This window comes from Deinococcus marmoris, assembly GCF_001949125.1.
GTDB classification, from domain to species: Bacteria; Deinococcota; Deinococci; order Deinococcales; family Deinococcaceae; genus Deinococcus; species Deinococcus marmoris_A.
The window spans coordinates 95,682-114,179 of sequence record NZ_MSTI01000066.1 but is presented as its reverse complement, the minus strand read 5'-3'; the positions used below and the strand labels follow the sequence as shown (position 1 = coordinate 114,179).

The 18,498-nt window shown below is 64.2% G+C and carries 19 protein-coding genes; 13 read left to right on the top strand and 6 right to left on the bottom strand.

Annotated elements, in window-relative coordinates; all coding sequences use genetic code 11:
* Window positions 1–148: 148 nt before the first annotated feature.
* The 6 genes from hutU to sdaAA all read left to right on the top strand — a co-directional run bounded on the left by hutU (window position 149) and on the right by sdaAA (window position 7,053).
* A complete protein-coding gene (hutU, locus tag BOO71_RS09860; RefSeq protein ID WP_075831803.1) occupies window positions 149–1,831 on the top strand; it encodes a urocanate hydratase in 1,683 nt (560 codons plus the stop codon).
* Window positions 1,828–2,454, top strand: coding sequence for a hypothetical protein (locus BOO71_RS09855; RefSeq protein ID WP_175607421.1), 627 nt, complete (start codon window positions 1,828–1,830; stop codon window positions 2,452–2,454). The genes hutU and BOO71_RS09855 overlap by 4 nt, the downstream gene beginning before the upstream one ends.
* Window positions 2,451–3,362 carry an arginase family protein gene (locus BOO71_RS09850; RefSeq protein WP_075831799.1) on the top strand — a complete coding sequence of 304 codons (912 nt, stop codon included), beginning with the start codon at window positions 2,451–2,453 and terminating at the stop codon, window positions 3,360–3,362. Before BOO71_RS09855 ends, BOO71_RS09850 begins: the two co-directional genes overlap by 4 nt.
* Window positions 3,355–4,554 (top strand): imidazolonepropionase, encoded by a 1,200-nt coding sequence (gene hutI, locus BOO71_RS09845; protein WP_075831797.1) that lies wholly within the window; start codon window positions 3,355–3,357, stop codon window positions 4,552–4,554. Before BOO71_RS09850 ends, hutI begins: the two co-directional genes overlap by 8 nt.
* The gene (hutH, locus tag BOO71_RS09840) at window positions 4,551–6,044 is read left to right on the top strand and encodes a histidine ammonia-lyase (protein ID WP_075831795.1); all 1,494 of its coding nucleotides are present in this window, start codon (window positions 4,551–4,553) and stop codon (window positions 6,042–6,044) included. Before hutI ends, hutH begins: the two co-directional genes overlap by 4 nt.
* Before the next feature lie 118 nt (window positions 6,045–6,162).
* Entirely contained in the window at window positions 6,163–7,053 is an 891-nt protein-coding gene (sdaAA, locus tag BOO71_RS09835) for an L-serine ammonia-lyase, iron-sulfur-dependent, subunit alpha (protein ID WP_075831793.1), read from the top strand.
* Window positions 7,054–7,215: 162 nt separating this feature from the next.
* Here the strand turns inward: sdaAA and BOO71_RS09830 are convergent, their stop codons facing one another.
* Together BOO71_RS09830 and gyrA are read right to left on the bottom strand one after the other, a co-directional pair.
* Window positions 7,216–7,830, bottom strand: coding sequence for a helix-turn-helix domain-containing protein (locus tag BOO71_RS09830; protein ID WP_029481757.1), 615 nt, complete (start codon window positions 7,828–7,830; stop codon window positions 7,216–7,218).
* A gap of 418 nt (window positions 7,831–8,248) precedes the next feature.
* The gene (gene gyrA / locus BOO71_RS09825; protein ID WP_075831791.1) at window positions 8,249–10,684 is read right to left on the bottom strand and encodes a DNA gyrase subunit A; all 2,436 of its coding nucleotides are present in this window, start codon (window positions 10,682–10,684) and stop codon (window positions 8,249–8,251) included.
* Window positions 10,685–10,910: 226 nt separating this feature from the next.
* Here gyrA and BOO71_RS09820 point away from each other — a divergent pair, with 226 nt between their 5' ends.
* From BOO71_RS09820 to BOO71_RS09790, 7 genes are all read left to right on the top strand, one after another.
* On the top strand, window positions 10,911–11,588 hold the full coding sequence (locus tag BOO71_RS09820; RefSeq protein ID WP_075831902.1) for a tyrosine-protein phosphatase: 678 nt from the start codon (window positions 10,911–10,913) through the stop codon (window positions 11,586–11,588).
* Window positions 11,589–11,728: 140 nt separating this feature from the next.
* The gene (locus tag BOO71_RS09815) at window positions 11,729–12,079 is read left to right on the top strand and encodes a roadblock/LC7 domain-containing protein (RefSeq protein ID WP_075831789.1); all 351 of its coding nucleotides are present in this window, start codon (window positions 11,729–11,731) and stop codon (window positions 12,077–12,079) included.
* 70 nt (window positions 12,080–12,149) lie between these two features.
* Window positions 12,150–12,491 carry a roadblock/LC7 domain-containing protein gene (locus BOO71_RS09810; RefSeq protein WP_075831787.1) on the top strand — a complete coding sequence of 114 codons (342 nt, stop codon included), beginning with the start codon at window positions 12,150–12,152 and terminating at the stop codon, window positions 12,489–12,491.
* Complete coding sequence (locus BOO71_RS09805) at window positions 12,488–12,808, top strand: roadblock/LC7 domain-containing protein (RefSeq protein WP_075831785.1); 321 nt, start codon at window positions 12,488–12,490, stop codon at window positions 12,806–12,808. The genes BOO71_RS09810 and BOO71_RS09805 overlap by 4 nt, the downstream gene beginning before the upstream one ends.
* Window positions 12,809–12,899: 91 nt before the next feature.
* Window positions 12,900–13,589, top strand: a complete 690-nt coding sequence (gene mnmD / locus BOO71_RS09800) for a tRNA (5-methylaminomethyl-2-thiouridine)(34)-methyltransferase MnmD (protein ID WP_075831783.1) — start codon at window positions 12,900–12,902, stop codon at window positions 13,587–13,589.
* Window positions 13,568–14,587, top strand: a complete 1,020-nt coding sequence (locus BOO71_RS09795) for an NAD(P)/FAD-dependent oxidoreductase (protein WP_075831781.1) — start codon at window positions 13,568–13,570, stop codon at window positions 14,585–14,587. The genes mnmD and BOO71_RS09795 overlap by 22 nt, the downstream gene beginning before the upstream one ends.
* A gap of 84 nt (window positions 14,588–14,671) precedes the next feature.
* Window positions 14,672–15,670, top strand: a complete 999-nt coding sequence (locus BOO71_RS09790) for an isocitrate/isopropylmalate dehydrogenase family protein (protein ID WP_075831779.1) — start codon at window positions 14,672–14,674, stop codon at window positions 15,668–15,670.
* A gap of 226 nt (window positions 15,671–15,896) precedes the next feature.
* On the opposite strand, the gene tpiA is transcribed toward BOO71_RS09790, so the two are convergent.
* The 4 genes from tpiA to BOO71_RS09770 are packed head-to-tail and all read right to left on the bottom strand — an operon-like array spanning window position 15,897 to window position 18,485.
* The gene (tpiA, locus tag BOO71_RS09785) at window positions 15,897–16,631 is read right to left on the bottom strand and encodes a triose-phosphate isomerase (RefSeq protein ID WP_075831777.1); all 735 of its coding nucleotides are present in this window, start codon (window positions 16,629–16,631) and stop codon (window positions 15,897–15,899) included.
* A complete protein-coding gene (locus BOO71_RS09780; RefSeq protein WP_075831775.1) occupies window positions 16,631–16,948 on the bottom strand; it encodes an NIPSNAP family protein in 318 nt (105 codons plus the stop codon). Before BOO71_RS09780 ends, tpiA begins: the two co-directional genes overlap by 1 nt.
* The gene (locus BOO71_RS09775; protein ID WP_075831773.1) at window positions 16,949–18,118 is read right to left on the bottom strand and encodes a phosphoglycerate kinase; all 1,170 of its coding nucleotides are present in this window, start codon (window positions 18,116–18,118) and stop codon (window positions 16,949–16,951) included.
* A complete protein-coding gene (locus BOO71_RS09770; protein ID WP_075831771.1) occupies window positions 18,096–18,485 on the bottom strand; it encodes a hypothetical protein in 390 nt (129 codons plus the stop codon). The genes BOO71_RS09775 and BOO71_RS09770 overlap by 23 nt, the downstream gene beginning before the upstream one ends.
* Window positions 18,486–18,498: the final 13 nt, after the last annotated feature.

Below are 18,498 nucleotides of genomic sequence, written 5' to 3'. Positions count from 1 at the left end.
GAAGCAACGGGGTGAGGGGGCCACCGGGCAATTCCAGACTTCAACAAGTTCTCTTGAATGTCTCTCCATAGCACCTACCCTAGCGCCACTTTCCGCCATACCCGGAAAATCACTCCACTTCCGCGCCCTAAAGGCGAACCATAGTTCCATGACCTCAACCCAGCCTGATGCTCCCGTCATTCGCGCTCCCCGTGGACCGCAGCGCACCGCCAAGGGCTGGATTCAGGAAGCGGCCAAGCGAATGTTGATGAACAACCTGGACCCGGAGGTGGCCGAACACCCCGAGGAACTGGTGGTTTACGGTGGGCGCGGCAAGGCGGCGCGCAACTGGGAGGCGTTTCACAAGATCGTGGAAACGCTGGACCGCCTGGAAAACGACGAAACGTTGCTGATCCAGTCCGGCAAACCGGTGGCCGTGCTGCGAACCCACGAATTTGCCCCACGCGTGATCCTCGCCAATTCCAATCTGGTGCCGAACTGGGCCACCTGGGAGGAATTTGACCGTCTGGATCAGGCCGGACTGATGATGTACGGCCAGATGACCGCCGGAAGCTGGATCTACATCGGCACGCAGGGCATCTTGCAGGGAACGTATGAGACGTTTGCGGGCGCGGCGGACAAGCACTTTGGCGGCAGTCTGAAGGGAACGATCACCGTCACTGCGGGCCTGGGCGGCATGGGCGGCGCGCAGCCGCTGGCGGTCAAGCTGGCGGGCGGCGTGAGCATCACCGTGGAGGTTGATCCCACGCGAATTGCCAAGCGCCTGGAAACCCGCTATCTGGACGAGGTGGCCGACAATCTGGAGGACGCCATCAAGCGCGCCGAGGGGTACAAGGCGGCGGGGGAGGCCCGCTCCATCGGCCTGCTGGGCAACGCCGCCGAGATCATCCCGCAACTGGTGGAGCTGAACTGGACCCCGGATCTGATCACAGACCAGACCAGCGCCCATGACCCGATGTGGGGCTACCTGCCCGTCACCACGCCGGATGAGGACGCTGCTGTGTTGCGGAAGGATCAGCCGGAGGTCTACAGAAAGCGGGCCTACGACGCGATGGCCGCCCACGTCCGCGCCATTCTGGAACTTCAGAAACGTGGTGCGGTGGCCTTTGATTACGGCAACAACCTGCGCCAGCGCGCAAAAGAGGCGGGCGTGGAAAATGCCTTCGACTACCCCGGCTTCGTGCCCGCCTTTATCCGTGATTCCTTCTGCGAGGGGCGCGGGCCATTTCGCTGGGTGGCGCTGTCCGGTGATCCAGAGGACATTTACGCCACCGACAGGGCGCTGCTGGACCTGTTCCCCGAGGACGCCCGCCTGCAATCCTGGCTGAGCTACGCCGCCGATCAGATTGCCTTCCAGGGCCTGCCCGCCCGCATCTGCTGGCTGGGCTACCGCGAACGCGATAAGGCGGCGAAACTGTTCAATGACATGGTGGCCGATGGCCGTTTGAAAGCTCCCATCGTGATCGGGCGCGATCATCTGGATGCGGGCAGCGTCGCCAGCCCGTACCGCGAGACGGAAGCCATGCTGGACGGCTCTGATGCCGTGAGCGACTGGCCGCTGCTGAACTTCGGCATCGGCATTGCCTCTGGCGCGGCGTGGATGAGCTTTCACCACGGCGGCGGCGTGGGCATGGGCTTTAGCCAGCACTCCGGTCTGGTGGCCCTGGCCGACGGCACCCCGGAAGCTGCCGAACGCCTGAGCCGCTGCCTGACCAACGATCCCGCGATGGGCGTCCTGCGCCACGCCGACGCGGGGTATGGGTTGGCGCAGGACGTGGCGCGTGAACGGGGGCTGGATCTGCCGAGCCTGGGCATTGGGAACAAGCCATGAACGTATTGGCGCTGTCAACGTTGGGAAGACTCACCGCCTGCGCTCTGATCGCCGGGGCTGCGGCGCTGGCCCAGGCGCAAACGCCGCCCACGCCTCCCATAACTCCGGTGCCCCTGCCAGATGGGCGGATCATTCAAGTCAGCGCCCCGCCCGCCCAGGCCCACCCGGATGGAGGCTGGATGGACTGGCGACTCCATTTCAAACGGACCAGTCTGGACAGACGGTTTACTGCTCTGGGCTTCGTGCAAAGCTCAAACAACCCCAAACACGATCCGGTGGAAGTTCATCTGGTCAAGCCCTCTGGTCAGATCATCCCCCTCAGGAACAGCGACGTGGTTGACGTTCTCTGGACCATAGACGGGCAGTATCTGATCGGGCAGGGCAGCAACACCCTGAGACTCTGGAACACCAACGGCGGCCTCCGTGTCCGGCAACTGCCCCGGATGGATCGGCTGGACGTGATCCCAAATCTGGTGTGCGTCGCGGTGCGAGACTTCACCGACAGCGCGGGGAATGAGACCGATGTCTGGACGGTTTACCGCCTGCACATCCCTTCCCTGCGACCAGCCGGACAATTTAAACTTCCAGAAGAACCCACTGAACGCCAGAGGTTCTGCCGATGAGCCAGCCTACCCACCTTCCCTACGCCGGAATCCCCACCTTCGCCCGCGCCCCGTTTCAGCAGCCGGACGGCGACTGGACTGCGGACGTGGCCGTGCTGGGCATTCCCTACGATATCGCTTTAGGCTTTCGCCCCGGCGCACGCTTCGCGCCGCGTGCCTTGCGGGAGGCGTCCCTGCGCTACGTGCCGCCCTTTACCGGGCTGGACGGCGTGACCCGTTTGCAAAACGTTTCCTTCGTGGATGCCGGGGATGTGGTGCTGCCCTCGCTGGAGCCGGAGCTGGCGCGGGAACGCATCACCGCAGCGGCGAGGCTGGTCAAGGCGCGTTGCCGCTTTCCCGTCTTTCTGGGCGGCGATCACAGCGTGTCGTATCCATTGCTGAGGGCTTTTGACGATCAGCCCGAATTGCACATCATCCAACTGGACGCGCATCTGGATTTCACCGACACGCGCAACGACACGCGCTACAGCAATTCCAGCCCCTTTCGCCGCGCCGCCGAGGAACTGCCCAATCTCGTCCACATCACCACCATCGGTCTGCGTGGCCTGCGCCATGACCCGGAGGCGGTGGCGGCGGCGCGGGCGCGCGGGCATACGCTGGTGCCGATGGAAGAGGTAGAGGCTAGGTTTTCGGGGATCGTGGAGGCACTACCCCCAGACCGCCCCGTTTACCTGAGCGTGGATGTGGACGCCTTTGACCCCGCCGTGCTGCCCGGCACCAGCAGCCCGGAGCCGGACGGCTTCTCGTATGCGCTGGCCCTACGTCTGATCGCGGCCCTGGCCCGCCGACATCAGATTGTCGCTCTGGACGTGGTGGAACTGGCTCCCAACCTTGACCCGACAGGCCGCAGTGAATTGATTGTCGCCCGGTTGATCCTGGAAACGCTGTGCGAGGTTTTCCATGACTGAGACGTTGTTTTCCGGCATTTCCCATCTCGTCACCCCCGCCCCCGGCTCCCAGCGCGGCGCGGCCATGCGCGAGTTGACGGTGATTGAAAACGCCGCCCTGCTCGTCCGTGACGGTCTAATTGCCTGGGTTGGAGCTGAAAAACAGGCTCCCCCTACCCCAGAGACACACGATCTGGGCGGCGTCGCCGTCGTTCCCGGCCTGGTGGACCCCCACACCCACGCCGTCTGGGCCGGAAACCGTCTGGCGGATTTTGAGGCGCGGGTGGCCGGGGTTCCTTACGAAACCATCCTGGCAGCGGGCGGCGGCATCCGCTCCAGTATTGCGGCGACGGCGGCGGCAACGGTAGAACAACTCGTCACGCTGGCCCGTCCGCGCTTGGCAGCCCTGCGGCAATCCGGTGCGACGACAATTGAGGTTAAGAGCGGCTACGGCATGGATTTTGACGCCGAGTTGCGGATGCTGCGGGCTGTTCAGGTGTTGGGCCATGAATTTGAACTCTCACCCACGCTGCTGATCCACGTTCCGCCCACCGAGAACCGCGAGGACTATGTGCGCGGCGTCTGCGAAACGCTGATTCCCGAAGTCGCCACCGAATCCCTCGCCACTGCCGTGGACGTGTTCTGCGAGGCCGAGGCGTTCTCGGTGGAGGAGACCCGGCAGATCTTTGAGGTGGCGCAGGCCCACGGCCTGAAGATCAAGCTCCATGCCGATCAATTTCACGCCATCGGCGGTACGGAGTTGGCCTGCCAGATGGGGGCATTGAGCGTGGATCATCTGGAGGCCAGCGGCCCGGCGCAGATTGCGGCGCTGGCTGCGTCCAATACGGTGGCAACCATTCTGCCCGGTGTGACCCTGCATCTGGGCCTCCCCGCCGCGCCGGGCCGCGCGCTGATCGACGCGGGTGCAGTGGTGGCGGTGGGAACGGACCTCAATCCGGGCAGTTCTCCGCTGTTCAGCGTGCAGATGGCGCTGGCGTTATCGGTCCGCCTGAACGGCCTGACCCCCGCCGAGGCATTGACCGCCTGCACCGTCAATGCCGCCGCCGCGCTGGGCCTGTCTGACCGAGGCAGCCTGAGTGTGGGAATGCGGGCCGATTTCCTTGCCCTACACGGCCCCGACTGGCGCGAGCTGCCATATACGCTGGGCGCGAACCCGGTGCGCGATGTATTTGTGGGAGGGATAAAACTATGATTCTTGACCGAAGTTTATCGCTGGAAGACTTTATCCGCGTGGTGCGCGGCGGCGAGAAGTTGGAGCTGTCGGACGCGGCCAGGGAACGCATTCTCAGGGCACGCGCCGTCATTGAGCGCATCGTGGAAGGTGGCGCGGCGGTGTACGGCATCAACACCGGCTTCGGCAAATTCGCCAGCGTGCGCGTGGGCAACGATGACCTTCAGAAGCTTCAATACAACCTGATCGTCTCCCACGCCATCGGTGTGGGTGATCCTCTGCCTGCCGAGGTGGTGCGCGGCATGCTGTTGTTGCGGGCTGTTTCACTGTGTCAGGGCCATTCGGGTGTGCGCCCGGAAGTCGTGGAACTGTTGCTGGCCCTGCTGAACGCCGGGGCGCATCCGGTGGTTCCCGCACAGGGCAGCGTGGGTGCGTCGGGCGATCTGGCTCCGCTGGCGCATCTGGCGCTGGCCCTGATCGGCCTGGGCGAGATTGAATACGGAGGAGAGGTCCGCCCCGCTACCGACGTCCTGAACGAGCTGAACTTCGCGCCGCTGATCTTGCAGGCCAAGGAAGGACTCGCGCTGATCAACGGCACGCAACTGATGGGCAGCCTGCTGGGTCTGGCCCTCACGGACGCCCGCACGCTGCTGGGCACGGCCAACCTTGCGGCGGCGATGACGGTGGAAGCCCTCTACGGCTCGCACCAGCCCTTCCGCGCCGACTTGGTGGGCCTGCGCCCGCATCCCGGCGCGGTGGCCGTGGCTGCCGAGTTGCGCTACCTCCTGCGCGATTCCGAAATTGCCCCCAGTCACGCCGAATGCGGCAAGGTGCAGGACCCGTACTCGTTGCGGGCCGTGCCCCAGGTCCACGGCGCAACCCATGATGCGCTGGCCCAGGCCGCCCGCGTGCTGGACACCGAATTCGCCTCCGTGACCGACAATCCGCTGGTCTTCCCAGAAACGGGTGAAGTGGTGTCCGGCGGCAATTTCCACGGGCAGCCGCTGGCCGTCACCGCCGACGCCCTCAAGGTGGCCGTGGCCGAGTTGGGCAGCATCAGCGAACGCCGCTGCGAGCAGCTTCTCAACCCGGCCCTCAGCGGTCTGCCGGGCTTCCTGGCGGCGCACGGGGGCCTCAACAGCGGCCTGATGATCGCGCAGTACACGGCGGCAGCCCTGGTCAGCGAGAACAAGGTGCTGGCCCACCCCGCCAGCGTGGACAGCATCCCCACCAGCGCCAATCAGGAGGATCACGTCAGCATGGGCGCGCACGGCGCACGCCAGTTGCGTCAGATTCTGGGGCATGTCCAGACCATCGTCAGCATTGAACTGCTGTGCGCCGCTCAGGCGCTGGATTTCCAGCAGCTCCGCGCAGGCGTGGGCGTGCAGGCCGCTTACGAACGTATCCGCGAGGTAGTGCCTTCTATGGAAGAAGACCGCTATTACCGCCCCGATCTGCTGCGCTTGCGGGAGCTGGTGGTGGGCGGCGAGCTGCTAGAAGTGGCCGGGTAAAGCCAAGCGTCCGGCCTGTATGGACGCTATTCCGGTCCACACGTCTAGAGGACTCAGACAGGCGCGTTAGCATGGGTCTCTATCCCGCTGTTTCTCGCCCTATCTGGAGGACTTGATCATGACTACCCTTGAAGCCTTGATGAACGCCCCCGCCCCTGCCTCGGCCTGGGTGCTGGAGCGCGACTGCCAGGAAACCGGGCTGGACCCCCAAGACATCCGCGACGAGATGGCCCGCCGCATCCGCGAGATGCGCGACAGCATTGAGCGCGGCCTGAACAGCAGCGCGAAAAGTATCACCGGTATGGTGGGCTGGAACGCCAAGGGTCTGTGGGATTCCCCCGATGCCCTGAACGCCCCGCTGATCCGCCGCGTGCAGGCCTACGCGATGGCCGTCAACGAGGAAAACGCCCGCATGGGCCGCATTGTCGCCGCGCCCACGGCGGGCAGCGCGGGGACCATTCCCGGCGCGCTACTGGGCGTGGCCGATCACTTGGGCATCCCCGACGACAGACTGGTGGACCCGATGATTCTGGCCGCTGGCGTGGGCAAGGCCATCAGCAAGCGCATGTTCATCTCCGGCGCGGCGGGTGGCTGCCAGGCCGAGATCGGCTCCAGCGCCGCGATGGCTGCCGCCGCCGTCGTGGAACTGCTGGGAGGCACGCCCCGCGCCGCCATTCAGGCCGCCAGCATGGCCCTGATGAACACCATCGGTCTGGTCTGCGATCCGGTGGGAGGTTACGTGGAAGTCCCGTGCGTCAGCCGCAACGCCTTCTTCGCCGTTCACGCCGTCAGCGCGGCGCAACTGGCGCTGGCGCAACTGGAATCCTTCATCCCCCCCGACGAGGTGCTGGGTGCTATGGCTGCCGTGGGCCGCATGATGCCCGCCGAACTGCGCGAAACGGCGGAGGGCGGGCTGGCGCAAACGCCGACAGGATTGGCTGTGACGGCCCGTATGGAAGGCCGGGGCGAAGACGGCGGTACAGGCATGGTTGAATTGCCGATGGCGTGAGTCTTTTTTTCCTCTCCCCTTGAGGATGACTGGTACAGCCGCTTGCGGAGACAGGTGTCGAAGGCGGCGATGGTGAGGGGATCACCGCCAAAACTCTGGACGCAAAGAACAGAAAAACGCCGCCCCGGATTAGTTCCGAGGTGGCGCAGGTTTTAAGAGGGCTTACGCAGCGGCGATGGTCGCCAGTGCCTTCTCGTTCTTGAGGGTGATCTTGCCGTAGCCCGCGCTGATCACGCCTTCGCGGCTCAGCTCGCCCACCACCTTGGTGACGGTCTCGCGCACGCTGCCCACGGCGGCGGCCAGTTCGTCGTGCGTGGCGTAGATCATGGTGTCGCCGTTCTCGGTCTGGGTGGCCAGGGCCGTGTCCTTCAGCTCCAGCAGCTCGCCAGCAATGCGGGCGCGCAGGCGCTTGCCCACCAGCCGGTAGATGCTCTCGTAAGCGCGTTCCAGGGTCTTGACCAGATGGGTGGTCACCACCAGATTGTCCTCGGCGCTCATCAGGGCGGGGTTGATCACGTCGATGCTGCTGTCGGTCACGGCTTCGGCAAAGTAGGCGCGGTTCACTCCGGCCAGGGCTTCCTCGCCAAAGTACTCGCCGGGCTTGACATAACGCAGGGTCAGGCCGTTGCCGTCGTCGTCCATGGTATGCACGCGCACCAGACCGCTGGAAACGCGGTACAGCATGTCGCTCTTGCCGGGGTAGAGGATGACAGCTCCGGGGCGGTAGGTCACGGTATCGACGAAGGTGCGGGCGGTGCTGTGTTGGGTCTGGGTCATTGTGGTCGCCTCCTGGGCGTTTTGGGTAGGGGATAGGGAGGTCGGGGCCATTCCCGACGTGCTTACAGTGTAACCTATCTCTACAATTTTGTAAACACTTTTGTTTCTTTAAACACCGTTTAGCTGACAAAGTCTGACGGTGAGCTGATGAACGGAATCACTGATCTGGACTGCAAAATCTCGCCTCGTGTCTCTGGTTTCACTCTCACCTCGACTTCATCTGTGATACGTGTCCAGAGAGTGTCAAGGTTCAATCTGGTCTTTTTCCAGCTTGTGCCGGGCGCTGGAGCAAACTTCAGAATCGCAATTGAGCAGGCCATCAGAGCGAGAACAGCGCCCGAAGCCAGTTGCCCCGGACGCCCTTTCTACCGCCTCTCTGTAAATTGTGGGTTAATGCTCGAAGCTCAGTCGCTCAGGCTCAAACCTCGTCCTCACGGCGGATCGGGAAGGCGCTGATCACGCTGTCCTTGTCACCGATATTGATGACCTTGACGCCCTGGGCATTGCGCCCGGTCACGCGCACTTCTTCCACGCGGGTGCGGATGACCGTGCCCTTCTCGGTGAGGACCATCAGTTCCTCGTCGCCGGCCACGCGGGCCAGTGTGACCAGCTTGCCCGTCTTGTCGGTCACGTCCAGCGTGATGACGCCCATGCCGCCGCGCCCCTTGGCCGGGTAGTCGCCCACCGGGGTGCGCTTGCCCAGCCCCAACTCGCTGACAGACAGGAGTTCGCTGGTGTCGTCGCCGCCGGGGACCAGGGCCATGCTCACCACGGCGTCGTCCTCGCCCTCACGCAGGCGGATGCCGATGACGCCCTGGGTGGCGCGTCCGGTATCGCGCACCTCGCCGCTCTGGAAGCGCATGGCCTTGCCGTTGCGGGTCGCCAGCACCACATGATCGTCGTCCTGCACGATGCCCACCCCGATCAGCTCGTCGCCGTTCACAAGGTTGATGGCGATCAGGCCAGCCGAGGTGATGTTGCCGTAGTCGGTGATCATGGTCTTCTTGACCACGCCCTTGCGGGTGGCGAAGATGAAGCAGCCCTCTTCCTCGAAGCTGCCCACGCTCAGGACGCTGGCGATGTTCTCGGTGTCGCGCAGGCTGGGCAGCAGGTTGCGCATGTGCGTGCCCTTGGCGTCGCGGCCCGCTTCCGGCAGGTCGTAGATCTTCTCGTGGAAGACGCGGCCCTGATCGGTGAAGAACAGCAGGAAGTCGTGCGTGCTGCCCACGAAGACGCGGGTGTTGATGTCCTCGTCGCGCAGCTTGCCCCCCGATGCGCCGCGCCCGCCGCGCTTCTGCTCGCGGTAGGCGGCCAGATTGGTGCGCTTCAGGTATCCGGCCTTGGTCATGGTGATCACCATGTCTTCCACGGCGATCAGGTCTTCCTTGGAAATGTCGTCTTCCAGAATGGAAATGGTGCTGCGCCGCTCGTCGCCGTAACGGTCCCGGATGTCGCGGATCTCCTTCTTGATCTCGCGCCACAGCAGCTTCTCGTCGCCCAGGATCGAGCGCAGGCGGGCAATGATCACGCTCAGCTCGTCATGCTCGGCCTGAATCTTCTCGCGTTCCAGACCCACCAGCCGTTGCAGGCGCATGTCCAGAATCGCCTGCGCCTGAATCTCGGACAGGGTGAAGCGCTGCATCAGGGCGTCTCTCGCCTCGGCGCTGGTGTTGCTGGCGCGGATGCGGGCGATCACCTCATCGATGTCGTCCAGCGCTTTCAGCAACCCTTCCAGCACATGGGCGCGTTCCTCGGCCTTCTTGAGTTCGTAGGCGGTGCGGCGGGTCACCACGTCCTGGCGGTGGTCCAGGAAGTAGCGCATGGTGTCCACGAGGGGCAGCACGCGCGGCTCACCGTTCACGATGCTCAGGTTGATGACGGTAAAGGTCCCCTGGAGCTGCGTGTACTTGTAGAGCTGATTCAGCACCAGGGTGGGAATCGCGCCGCGCTTGAGTTCAATGACGATCCGTACCGGATCCTTGCGGTCCGATTCGTCGCGCAGGGCCGAGATATCGGGGATTTTCCCGGCCTTGTACATCGCCGAGATGGTCTGAATCAGGTTGGTCTTGTTCACCTGATACGGAATCTCGGAAATGATGATCTGGTTGCGCCCGTTCTTTTCCTCGATGCGGGCCTTGCCGCGTACCTTCAGGCCGGAGTGCCCGGTGGCGTAGGCCTCGCGGATGCCCATCTTGCTGATGCGGCCCCCGGTGGGGAAATCCGGCCCCTGGACGTGTTCCATCATCTCATCCAGATTGATTTCTGGTTTGTCCACCATCGCCAGCAGGCCGTTGCAGATCTCGGTCAGGTTATGCGGTGGGATGTTGGTCGCCATGCCCACGGCAATCCCCGTCGCGCCGTTGATCAGCAGGTTCGGCACCGCCGAGGGCAGCACCGAGGGCTGAACGGTGGTGTCGTCGTAGTTGGGCTTCATGTCGACGGTTTCTTTCTCTAAATCCGCCAGCACTTCCTCGGCCACCTTGGTCATGCGGGCTTCGGTGTAACGCATGGCGGCGGGGGGATCGCCGTCGATGCTGCCGAAGTTGCCCTGCGGATGCACCAGCGGGTAGCGGATGTTCCACCACTGGCCCAGGCGCACCATCGCGTCGTAGATGGAAGAGTCGCCGTGAGGGTGGTACTTCTTCATGACCTCGCCCACCACGGACGCGGACTTGGCGTGTTTCTGGTTGCTATACAGGCCCTCCAGCATCATGGCGTACATGATCCGGCGCTGTACGGGCTTGAGACCATCGCGCACGTCGGGCAGCGCGCGGTCCACGATCACATTCATGGCGTAGGTAATAAAGTTGGTCTTGACTTCGCTGGTGATGTCAACGGGATGAATTCCAGTCATGTGGCTCCAGTCGGGGCGGGTTGAAACCGCCCGGCAATGTGGGGGTGATGGAGGCCTGGCGCGGCTGCCAGGAGTGAAACGATTCTAGCACATTATGTTTTTGACGTAATGAATCTCGTTCCGCCGAAGGGGTTCCCTCAATAGACCCATTGTACCCGAAAATGTCGGCAAAGACGGTGATTCGCCTCGCTTCAGGGCGGGTTGATCGGTGGGCATTCTGTGCATCATGCCAATCCCTCCCGACGGTGCGCTCAACTTCCGCCGCCCGCTGCCCGGCCTGTACCGCAGCGGCAACCTCAGCTTCCTGAGCGGGGAGGGGAGAGGTGAACTGCTGGCCCTGAAGCTGGGCCGCATTCTCGATCTGCGGACGCGCGCTGAACGGAAGATCGACGCGCCGCCGTTTCTGGGTCAGGCGGAATATCTGAATCTTTCGCTCCTGCCTCACCGTGTTCGCGAACTGAACGAAGCCCATCTGGCAGGCATCAATGCCCTGAACTCCATAGCCCTGCTGGATCATGGTGCAAATAACATTGTCAACATCCTGGGCGCGATTCTGGACGCGCCGCCCGGCCCGGTCCTGATCCACTGCCATGCGGGAAAGGACCGCACTGGATTGATTGCCGCGTTGTGCCTGGAACTGGCTGGGCGCAGCCGCGATGGGATTGCTGCCGACTACGTCGCCACCGGACCAGAGCTGGTTGACTTCTATGGCAGAGGCCGTTTACATCGGACTCTTGAGCAGCAGAAGCGGGATGCCCCGTTCATGCCCACCATCTCAGACGACATTCTGCGGCCCCTGGCGCATCTGGACTCAACCTGGGGCGGTGTCGGGCCGTATCTGGCTGCCTACGGTTTCTCGGAGGCCGAGGCGGCGGCGCTGGGTGACAGGTTGATAAAGGGCTGAGCCGGAACGGATTTTTGCGGCCTCTGAATCCACGTTCCGTGCGTGATGCACGGTGTTGCTTCCCTCTCTTCGGCTTCGCCCACTGCTGGCATGGAATTTGTGCGTGATTTGAAAGGGAGCGTCTGTATCATGATCCCAGAATGCTTGCTCACCTCACCCAACTGGTCAAAGACGTGGACGGCGCGTGGGCGGCGGCTATTGGCGGGCTGGACGGCCTGCTGATCGAGGGCCACTCCATCACCGATACGGACCTCAATTTGCTGATCGCCGAACACGCCGGGCTGCTCGTGGCCGCAGGCACCGCCTACACCCAGACCCTGAACGCCGGGCAGCCCCGCGAACTGTACCTGCGCGGCGAACGCCTGAGCGTGTACCTGCAACCCATCCGCGCCGAATACTTTCTGCTGCTGGCCCTGGACGCCCGCAGCAATCTGGGTCAGGCCCGCCTGTATGGCCGCGAGGCCGCCCGCAAGCTGGAGCAGACGCTGTGAGTGTCCTGACCCTGTCGGTTCAGGTTGTCCGAGAGGCCGGATTCGTGGCGAACCCACCGAGGAACCAAGCATGAAGATCGATGTTCTGAACAACATTCCCGGTGTGATCGCCACCGCCCTGGTCGGCCCCGACGGCCTGCCCATCGAATCCAACGGTGACGGCGGCGAGGTGCTGGCTGCCGAGCTGGCCTCGCTCAGGACCAGCCTCGACCGCATGGGCCGCCGCCTCGGCGCAGGCGAGGTCACCCGTCTGGCCTTCACCAGTGACCGCATCGAAGTGGTGGCGCTGGCCGTGGGCGACTTCATGATGGGCGCGGCGCTGGCCCGCAGCAGCGACACCCGCGCCGCCCAGCAGGCCCTGGCCAAGCTGGCGCAGGAAGTCGATAGCCTGCCGCGCGTGGACCGCTCGTGATCGCCACACTGCTGGAAGTGCGCGGCGTGCGGCATACCGTGCTGGTCAGCCCGACAGGCGAGGTGGTCGCCAGCGCCGGAATGTCCGAGGCCCAGATGAGCAGCGAACTGGGTCTGGTCGCGGCGGGCCGCGCCGTAATAGGCAGCCTGCAAAGCCAGATGGCCGCCGAGTCGTGGCAGGAAATTGTGCTGGACGTGGATGACGGTCCAGTGTTGCTGACCCCCCACGGCGATCAGGTGCTGCTGACTGCTTTCGATGAAGTGGCCAACCTGGGCCGCGTGCGCTTCGCCGTGCGGAAGCTGCTGGGATTGGCGTAATCGTTGTTCAGGACTCATGCCAGTCACCAGAATTCCGACTGACACGGACTCCGTGTAACAGGTCGGCAGGTCTGCACTATCCTCAGGGCTGATGTCCCTGCCGCCAGCCACCACGCCGCCCGCCGATCCGCCGCACCAGATCATCGAGACGCCCGACGGCTCACGCACGGCCCACAACCTGCGTTTCGGCGAGGCATACGGTTCGCGGCACGGCGCACACACGCAGGCGCGGCATGTCTTCGTGGAGGGCACGCGCACCGACGTGCATCCGGCCCCACGGGTGCTGGAAATCGGCTTTGGCCTGGGCGTCAACTTCCGCGCCACTCTGGCAGATGCGGTGGCACGCGGCGTGAGGCTGGACTACGTGGCCTACGAATTTGATCCGGCCCCCGCCGAACTGCTGCGCGCAGTTTCAGAGGGTGAGGTAGGCGCAAAGCATCCGGCGTGGCAGGAGGTTCTGGACCGCTGGCCGCACGCCCCGTTCGAGACCCAGACCGAAGACGTGCGCCTGACCGTTCACTTCGCGGATGTCCTCAGTGCCGATCTGCCGCAGGACTGGGCCACCGCGCTGTATCTGGACGGCTTCTCGCCCACGCGTAACCCGGAGGTCTGGACGCCGGACTTCATCTCGCGGCTGGCCGGAACCCTCGCGCCGGGCGGCGTGCTGGCCACCTACAGCGCCGCCGGGCATGTGCGCCGCGCCCTGGCAGCGGCGGGCCTGAGTGTGGAACGCAGACCCGGAGCGCCGGGCAAACGCGAATGCCTGCGGGCCGTGCGGTGACCCGGACTCTGGTGATCGGCGGCGGCATCGCTGGAGCGTCTGTCGCCTATTTCCTCTCCAGACTGGGCGCACAGGTCACGGTCATCGATGCGGGACTCCACGCGGCCAGTTCGGTGCCGTCTGCCCTGATCAACCCGGTGCGCGGGCAGTCGGGCGGCGTGGACGCGCGGGCGCTGGAGGGAATGCGGCTGACCTGGGAGCTGCTCCGCGAGTTGGAGGCGGCAGGTTTTCATGTCCCGCACGGTCAAACGGGGATGTTGCGGCCTGTTCCCGACGATAAAGCCCGCGCCCGCTTCGAGCGCAACCTCCCGCCCGAATTGCCGCACCGCTGGCTGAGCCGGGATGAATTGCCCGTGCCGCTGCCCCCCGCCTGGGCACACGCCCTGTGGCTGCCGGAGGGCGGCTGGGTGGACGGCGCGGCCTTCACGCGGGCTTTGCTGGAGGTTTCGGGCGCAGCGGTGATCCGGGGGCGGGCGGAGCAGGTGGGTGGGCAATGGTTGATGGTGGATGGAGAGGGCCAGAACTTGACGGCTTCCCTTCCCACAGCCCACAGCCCACACCCCACACCCCAGATCATCCACTGTGGCGGCTCCATCGGCTCGGGCTGGGCGGGCGAGGACCGGACGCAGCGCATGGGCACGCTGCTCACGCTGGACCGGGCGGCGGCAGACGTGCCCCTGAGTTTCGGCGCGTATCTGGCTCCATCTGCGCAGGGCGGCGTGCTGGGCGCGACTTACGAGACTCCGGCGCAGGGATGGCAGGCCCCGACGCTGCCACTGGCCTCGCTGGGCTGGCTGCTGGGCAAGGGCGAGGCGCTGGCGGACCTGAGCGGGGTGAACGTGACCGGGCGCTGGACAGGTTCGCGCCTTTCGGGTTTGAAGACGGGGCAGGACGAACGCGGCGTGTGGCACCTGTCGGGCCTGAGCAGCAAGGGCTTTTTGCTGGGCCCACTGCTGGCGCGTGAGCTGGCGGGGCAGATTGTGGAGGCTGAAAAATAGGGGCCGAAAAAAGTGGCTTCCTGTTTTCGTCACACACCCGGTAACGCCTGCGAACCCCGCCGCTGGTGAACTAGACTGTCGATTATGGCGAAATACCGCATCTGTTCTATCGAGGGCGACGGCATCGGGCACGAAGTCATCCCCGCCACCCGCCGCATGCTGGAGGCCGCTGGCTTTGACGCCGAGTACGTGGACGCCGAGGCCGGGTACGAGTACTACCTGGACCACGGCACCAGCGTTCCGCAGGCCACCTACGACGCGGTGGAAAACACCCACGCCACGCTGTTCGGCGCGGCCACCAGCCCTACGGGCGAGAAACCCCCCGGCTTCTCCGGCGCGATTCGTCACCTGCGCCAGAAGTACGGTTTGTACGCCAACGTGCGCCCCACCAAGACCCGGCCCGTTCCCGGCGCATACGAGAACGTCGATCTGGTCATCGTGCGCGAGAACACCCAGGGCCTGTACGTGGAACAGGAGCGGCGCTACGGCGACACCGCCATTGCCGACACCGTGATCACGGGCGAGGCCAGCCTGCGGATCGGCAAATACGCCGCCGAACTGGCCATGAAACGCGACAAACGCCTGACCGTGGTGCATAAGGCCAACGTGTTGCCCGTGACGCAGGGCCTGTTTCTGAACACCATTCTGGACCACTGCAAGACAGTGGAGGGCCTGAGTGTCAGCACCATGATCGTGGACAACGCCGCCATGCAACTGGTCCGCAACCCACGCCAGTTCGACGTGATGGTAATGACCAACATGTTCGGTGATATTCTCAGCGATCTGGCCGCCGGGCTGGTGGGCGGGCTGGGCATCGCGGCCAGCGGCAACGTGGGCGACAAGTTCGGCATCTTCGAGTCGGTCCACGGCAGCGCCCCGGATATCGCCGGGCAGGGCATCAGCAACCCCACCGCCACCATGCTGGCCGCCGTGCTGATGCTGGACGAACTGGGCGATCACGAGACGGCCAAGCGCATCGACAACGCCGTGAACAAGGTGCTGACCGAAGGCCCGCGCACCCGCGATCTGGGCGGCACGGCAGGGACGAAGGAGTTCACCGACGCGGTGATCGCGGCGCTGTAACCCGTCCTGTCGCGTCGCTTGAGTCTGGCCTCAACTCCTGTGCTGGGATGCCCAGGCGGGTCAGTTCCCCACAGCGAGGTACTGACCGTGAGATCGCCACAGGAACGTGGCAGGGGCCGTTCTCGGAAATGGCTGACCCAGGTTTCCACCCGCGTGGCATACAACGGCCCAGACAGCAGAACTCCCCCACCCGAATCTGGGATGGGGGAGTTCTACGTTGTGCGCTTTACTTCAGGGCGTCGTTCATGCCGATCACGTCCGGCACCTTGAGGCTCGCGCCGCCCACCAGCGCACCGTTCACGTTGGGCTTGGCGCAGAGGGTGGCGATGTTGTCCGGCTTGACGCTGCCGCCGTACAGGATGCGGATGCCGTCGGCGTCGGAGCCGTAGCGCTCGATCAGCGCGTCGCGGATGGCGGCGGCCAGTTCCTCGGCGTCGTCGGCGGTGGCGGTCTTGCCCGTGCCGATGGCCCAGACGGGTTCGTAGGCGATGACCACTTCCGGCCCGACGCCCACCAGACTGCCTTCCAACTGCCCCAGCGTGTAGGCCACCTGCTCGCCCTGCTCACGCACGTTCAGGCCCTCGCCCACGCAGACGATGGGAATCAGGCCGTTGGCCTGCGCCTGTTTGGCCTTGGCCGCCACATCCGCATCCGTTTCGTGGTGGTACTCGCGGCGTTCGCTGTGGCCCACCACGGCGTATTTCGCGCCCACATCCACCAGCATGGCGGCGCTGGTTTCGCCCGTGTATGCGCCGGATTCATGCGCCGACACGTCCTGCGCGCCCAGCGCCACGCCGGGGGGCAGGTGTGCGGCCAGCGACGCCAGCGCCACCGCCGGGGCCATGACCGCCAGTTCGGTGTCGTTGGCCGTCAGCTTCTCGCGCAGTTCCTCGGCCCAGGCGCGGGCCTCGGCGGGGGTCTTGTTCATCTTCCAGTTCAGGGCAAGCAGATTCTGAGTCATCATGTCTCCAGCCCGTTCGGGACGGGTCTTAAGAATGTTCGGTCATTGCGGTGGATCAGCGTTGGCACTTCCCGGAACAGGTCCTGGCACACCGGGTCTGCCATCGACTGCTCCCGGTAGCGTTCATAGTCCGCCAGACTGGGAAAGGTAAATAGCGCGTAGGCCAGGTCCGATGCTCCCTCGGAGGGCAGGAAGTAGCCGTGATGCTGGCCGCCGAAGGCGTTGATCAGCGTGATCCACTTGCGTCCATACGCCTCGAACTCGGCCAGCCGCTCAGGCTTGACCTCGTAGGTCAGGAAGCAGGTGACGGGGGCCACTTACGCCATCGCCTCCACGCCGGGCAGCGCCTGCCCCTCCAGCAATTCCAGGCTTGCGCCGCCGCCAGTGCTGATGTGCGAGACCTTGTCGGCCTGCCCACTTTTGTTGATGGCGCTGACGCTGTCGCCGCCGCCGATGACAGTGTATGCGCCCGCCAGGTTGCCCACGGTGGCGGCAATTGCGTTGGTGCCGCCCGCGAACGCCTCGAACTCGAAGACGCCCAGCGGCCCGTTCCAGAACACGGTTTTCGCGCCCTGCAATGCCTCTTTATACGCTTTAACCGTGTCCGGCCCGGCGTCCAGTCCCTGCCAGCCATCGGGAATTTCACCGCTCGGCACGACTTTGGTGTTGGCGTTGGCATCGAAGGCGTCGGCGGCGATCACGTCGCTGGGCAGCATTAGCTTGTCGCCGTACTCGGCCAGCAACCGTTTTGCCAACTCCAACTGGTCATCCTCGTGAATGCTCTCGCCAATCTTGCCGCCGCGCGACTTGATGAAGGTGTAGGCCATGCCGCCGCCGATCAGCATGCGGTCCACTTTCGGCAGCAGGTTCTCGATGACCTTGATCTTGTCGCTGACCTTGGCCCCGCCGATGATGACCACGTAGGGCCGCGCCGGATCGTGCAGCAGTTTGCCCAGTGCGTCCACCTCGCGCTGAAGCAGCAGCCCCGCCGCGTGCGGCAACTCGCCCGCCACACCGCTGACCGACGAGTGCGCCCGGTGCGCGCTGCCGAAGGCGTCCAGCACGAAGGCGTCGCCCAGCCGCGCCAGCTTGGCGTTCAGGCCCGCGTCGTTCTTCTCCTCGCCCGCCTCGAAACGCACGTTTTCAAGCAGCGCCACCGCGCCCGCCTTCAGGTTCCGCACCGCCACCAGCGTCTCGTCGCTGGAGGGCAGGCTGTCGATAAAGGTCACGTCCTGACCAAGTGTTTTAGACAGCACGTCTGCCACGGGTTTCAGGCTGTATTTCGCCTCCGGCCCGTTCTTTGGGCGTCCGAAGTGGCTCATCAGCACCACCGAGGCCGCGCCCATCTCCAGCAGCTTTTTGATGGTGGGGAGGCTGGCGGTGACGCGGGTATCGTCCTGCACCACGCCGTCCTTGATCGGCACGTTGTAATCCACGCGCACCAGCACACGCTTGCCACTGATGTTAAGTTGATTGAGGTTCTGCATCTTTGTCTCCATTTGTAAGTTTTCTGAAAGCATCTTCTATGATTTTAATAATTCGGTTTTTAAGGTCACGACTAATCAGAAGTCTATTAATTGCCTCAATAACTTCTTCTCTGGTGTGTCCCTTCTCAATTAATCGCATAGCTGTAGCCATAAGCAGATTTTCAAAACCATACTTCGTAATTGATCTGGATATTAAGCCGATTATGCCCAGAACTGCAATTCCGCCAAGCATTCCAAACGGTCCACCCAAGATGGCAAGTGAGCTTGTGATGGCGGCGGCTCCGGCAAATCCACTAATACTTATCATTACCAGCAAAATTAATCCGGGTATTCCGAGAGCGGCTATTTTATCTATTATCTTATCCATATCTAGATATCAA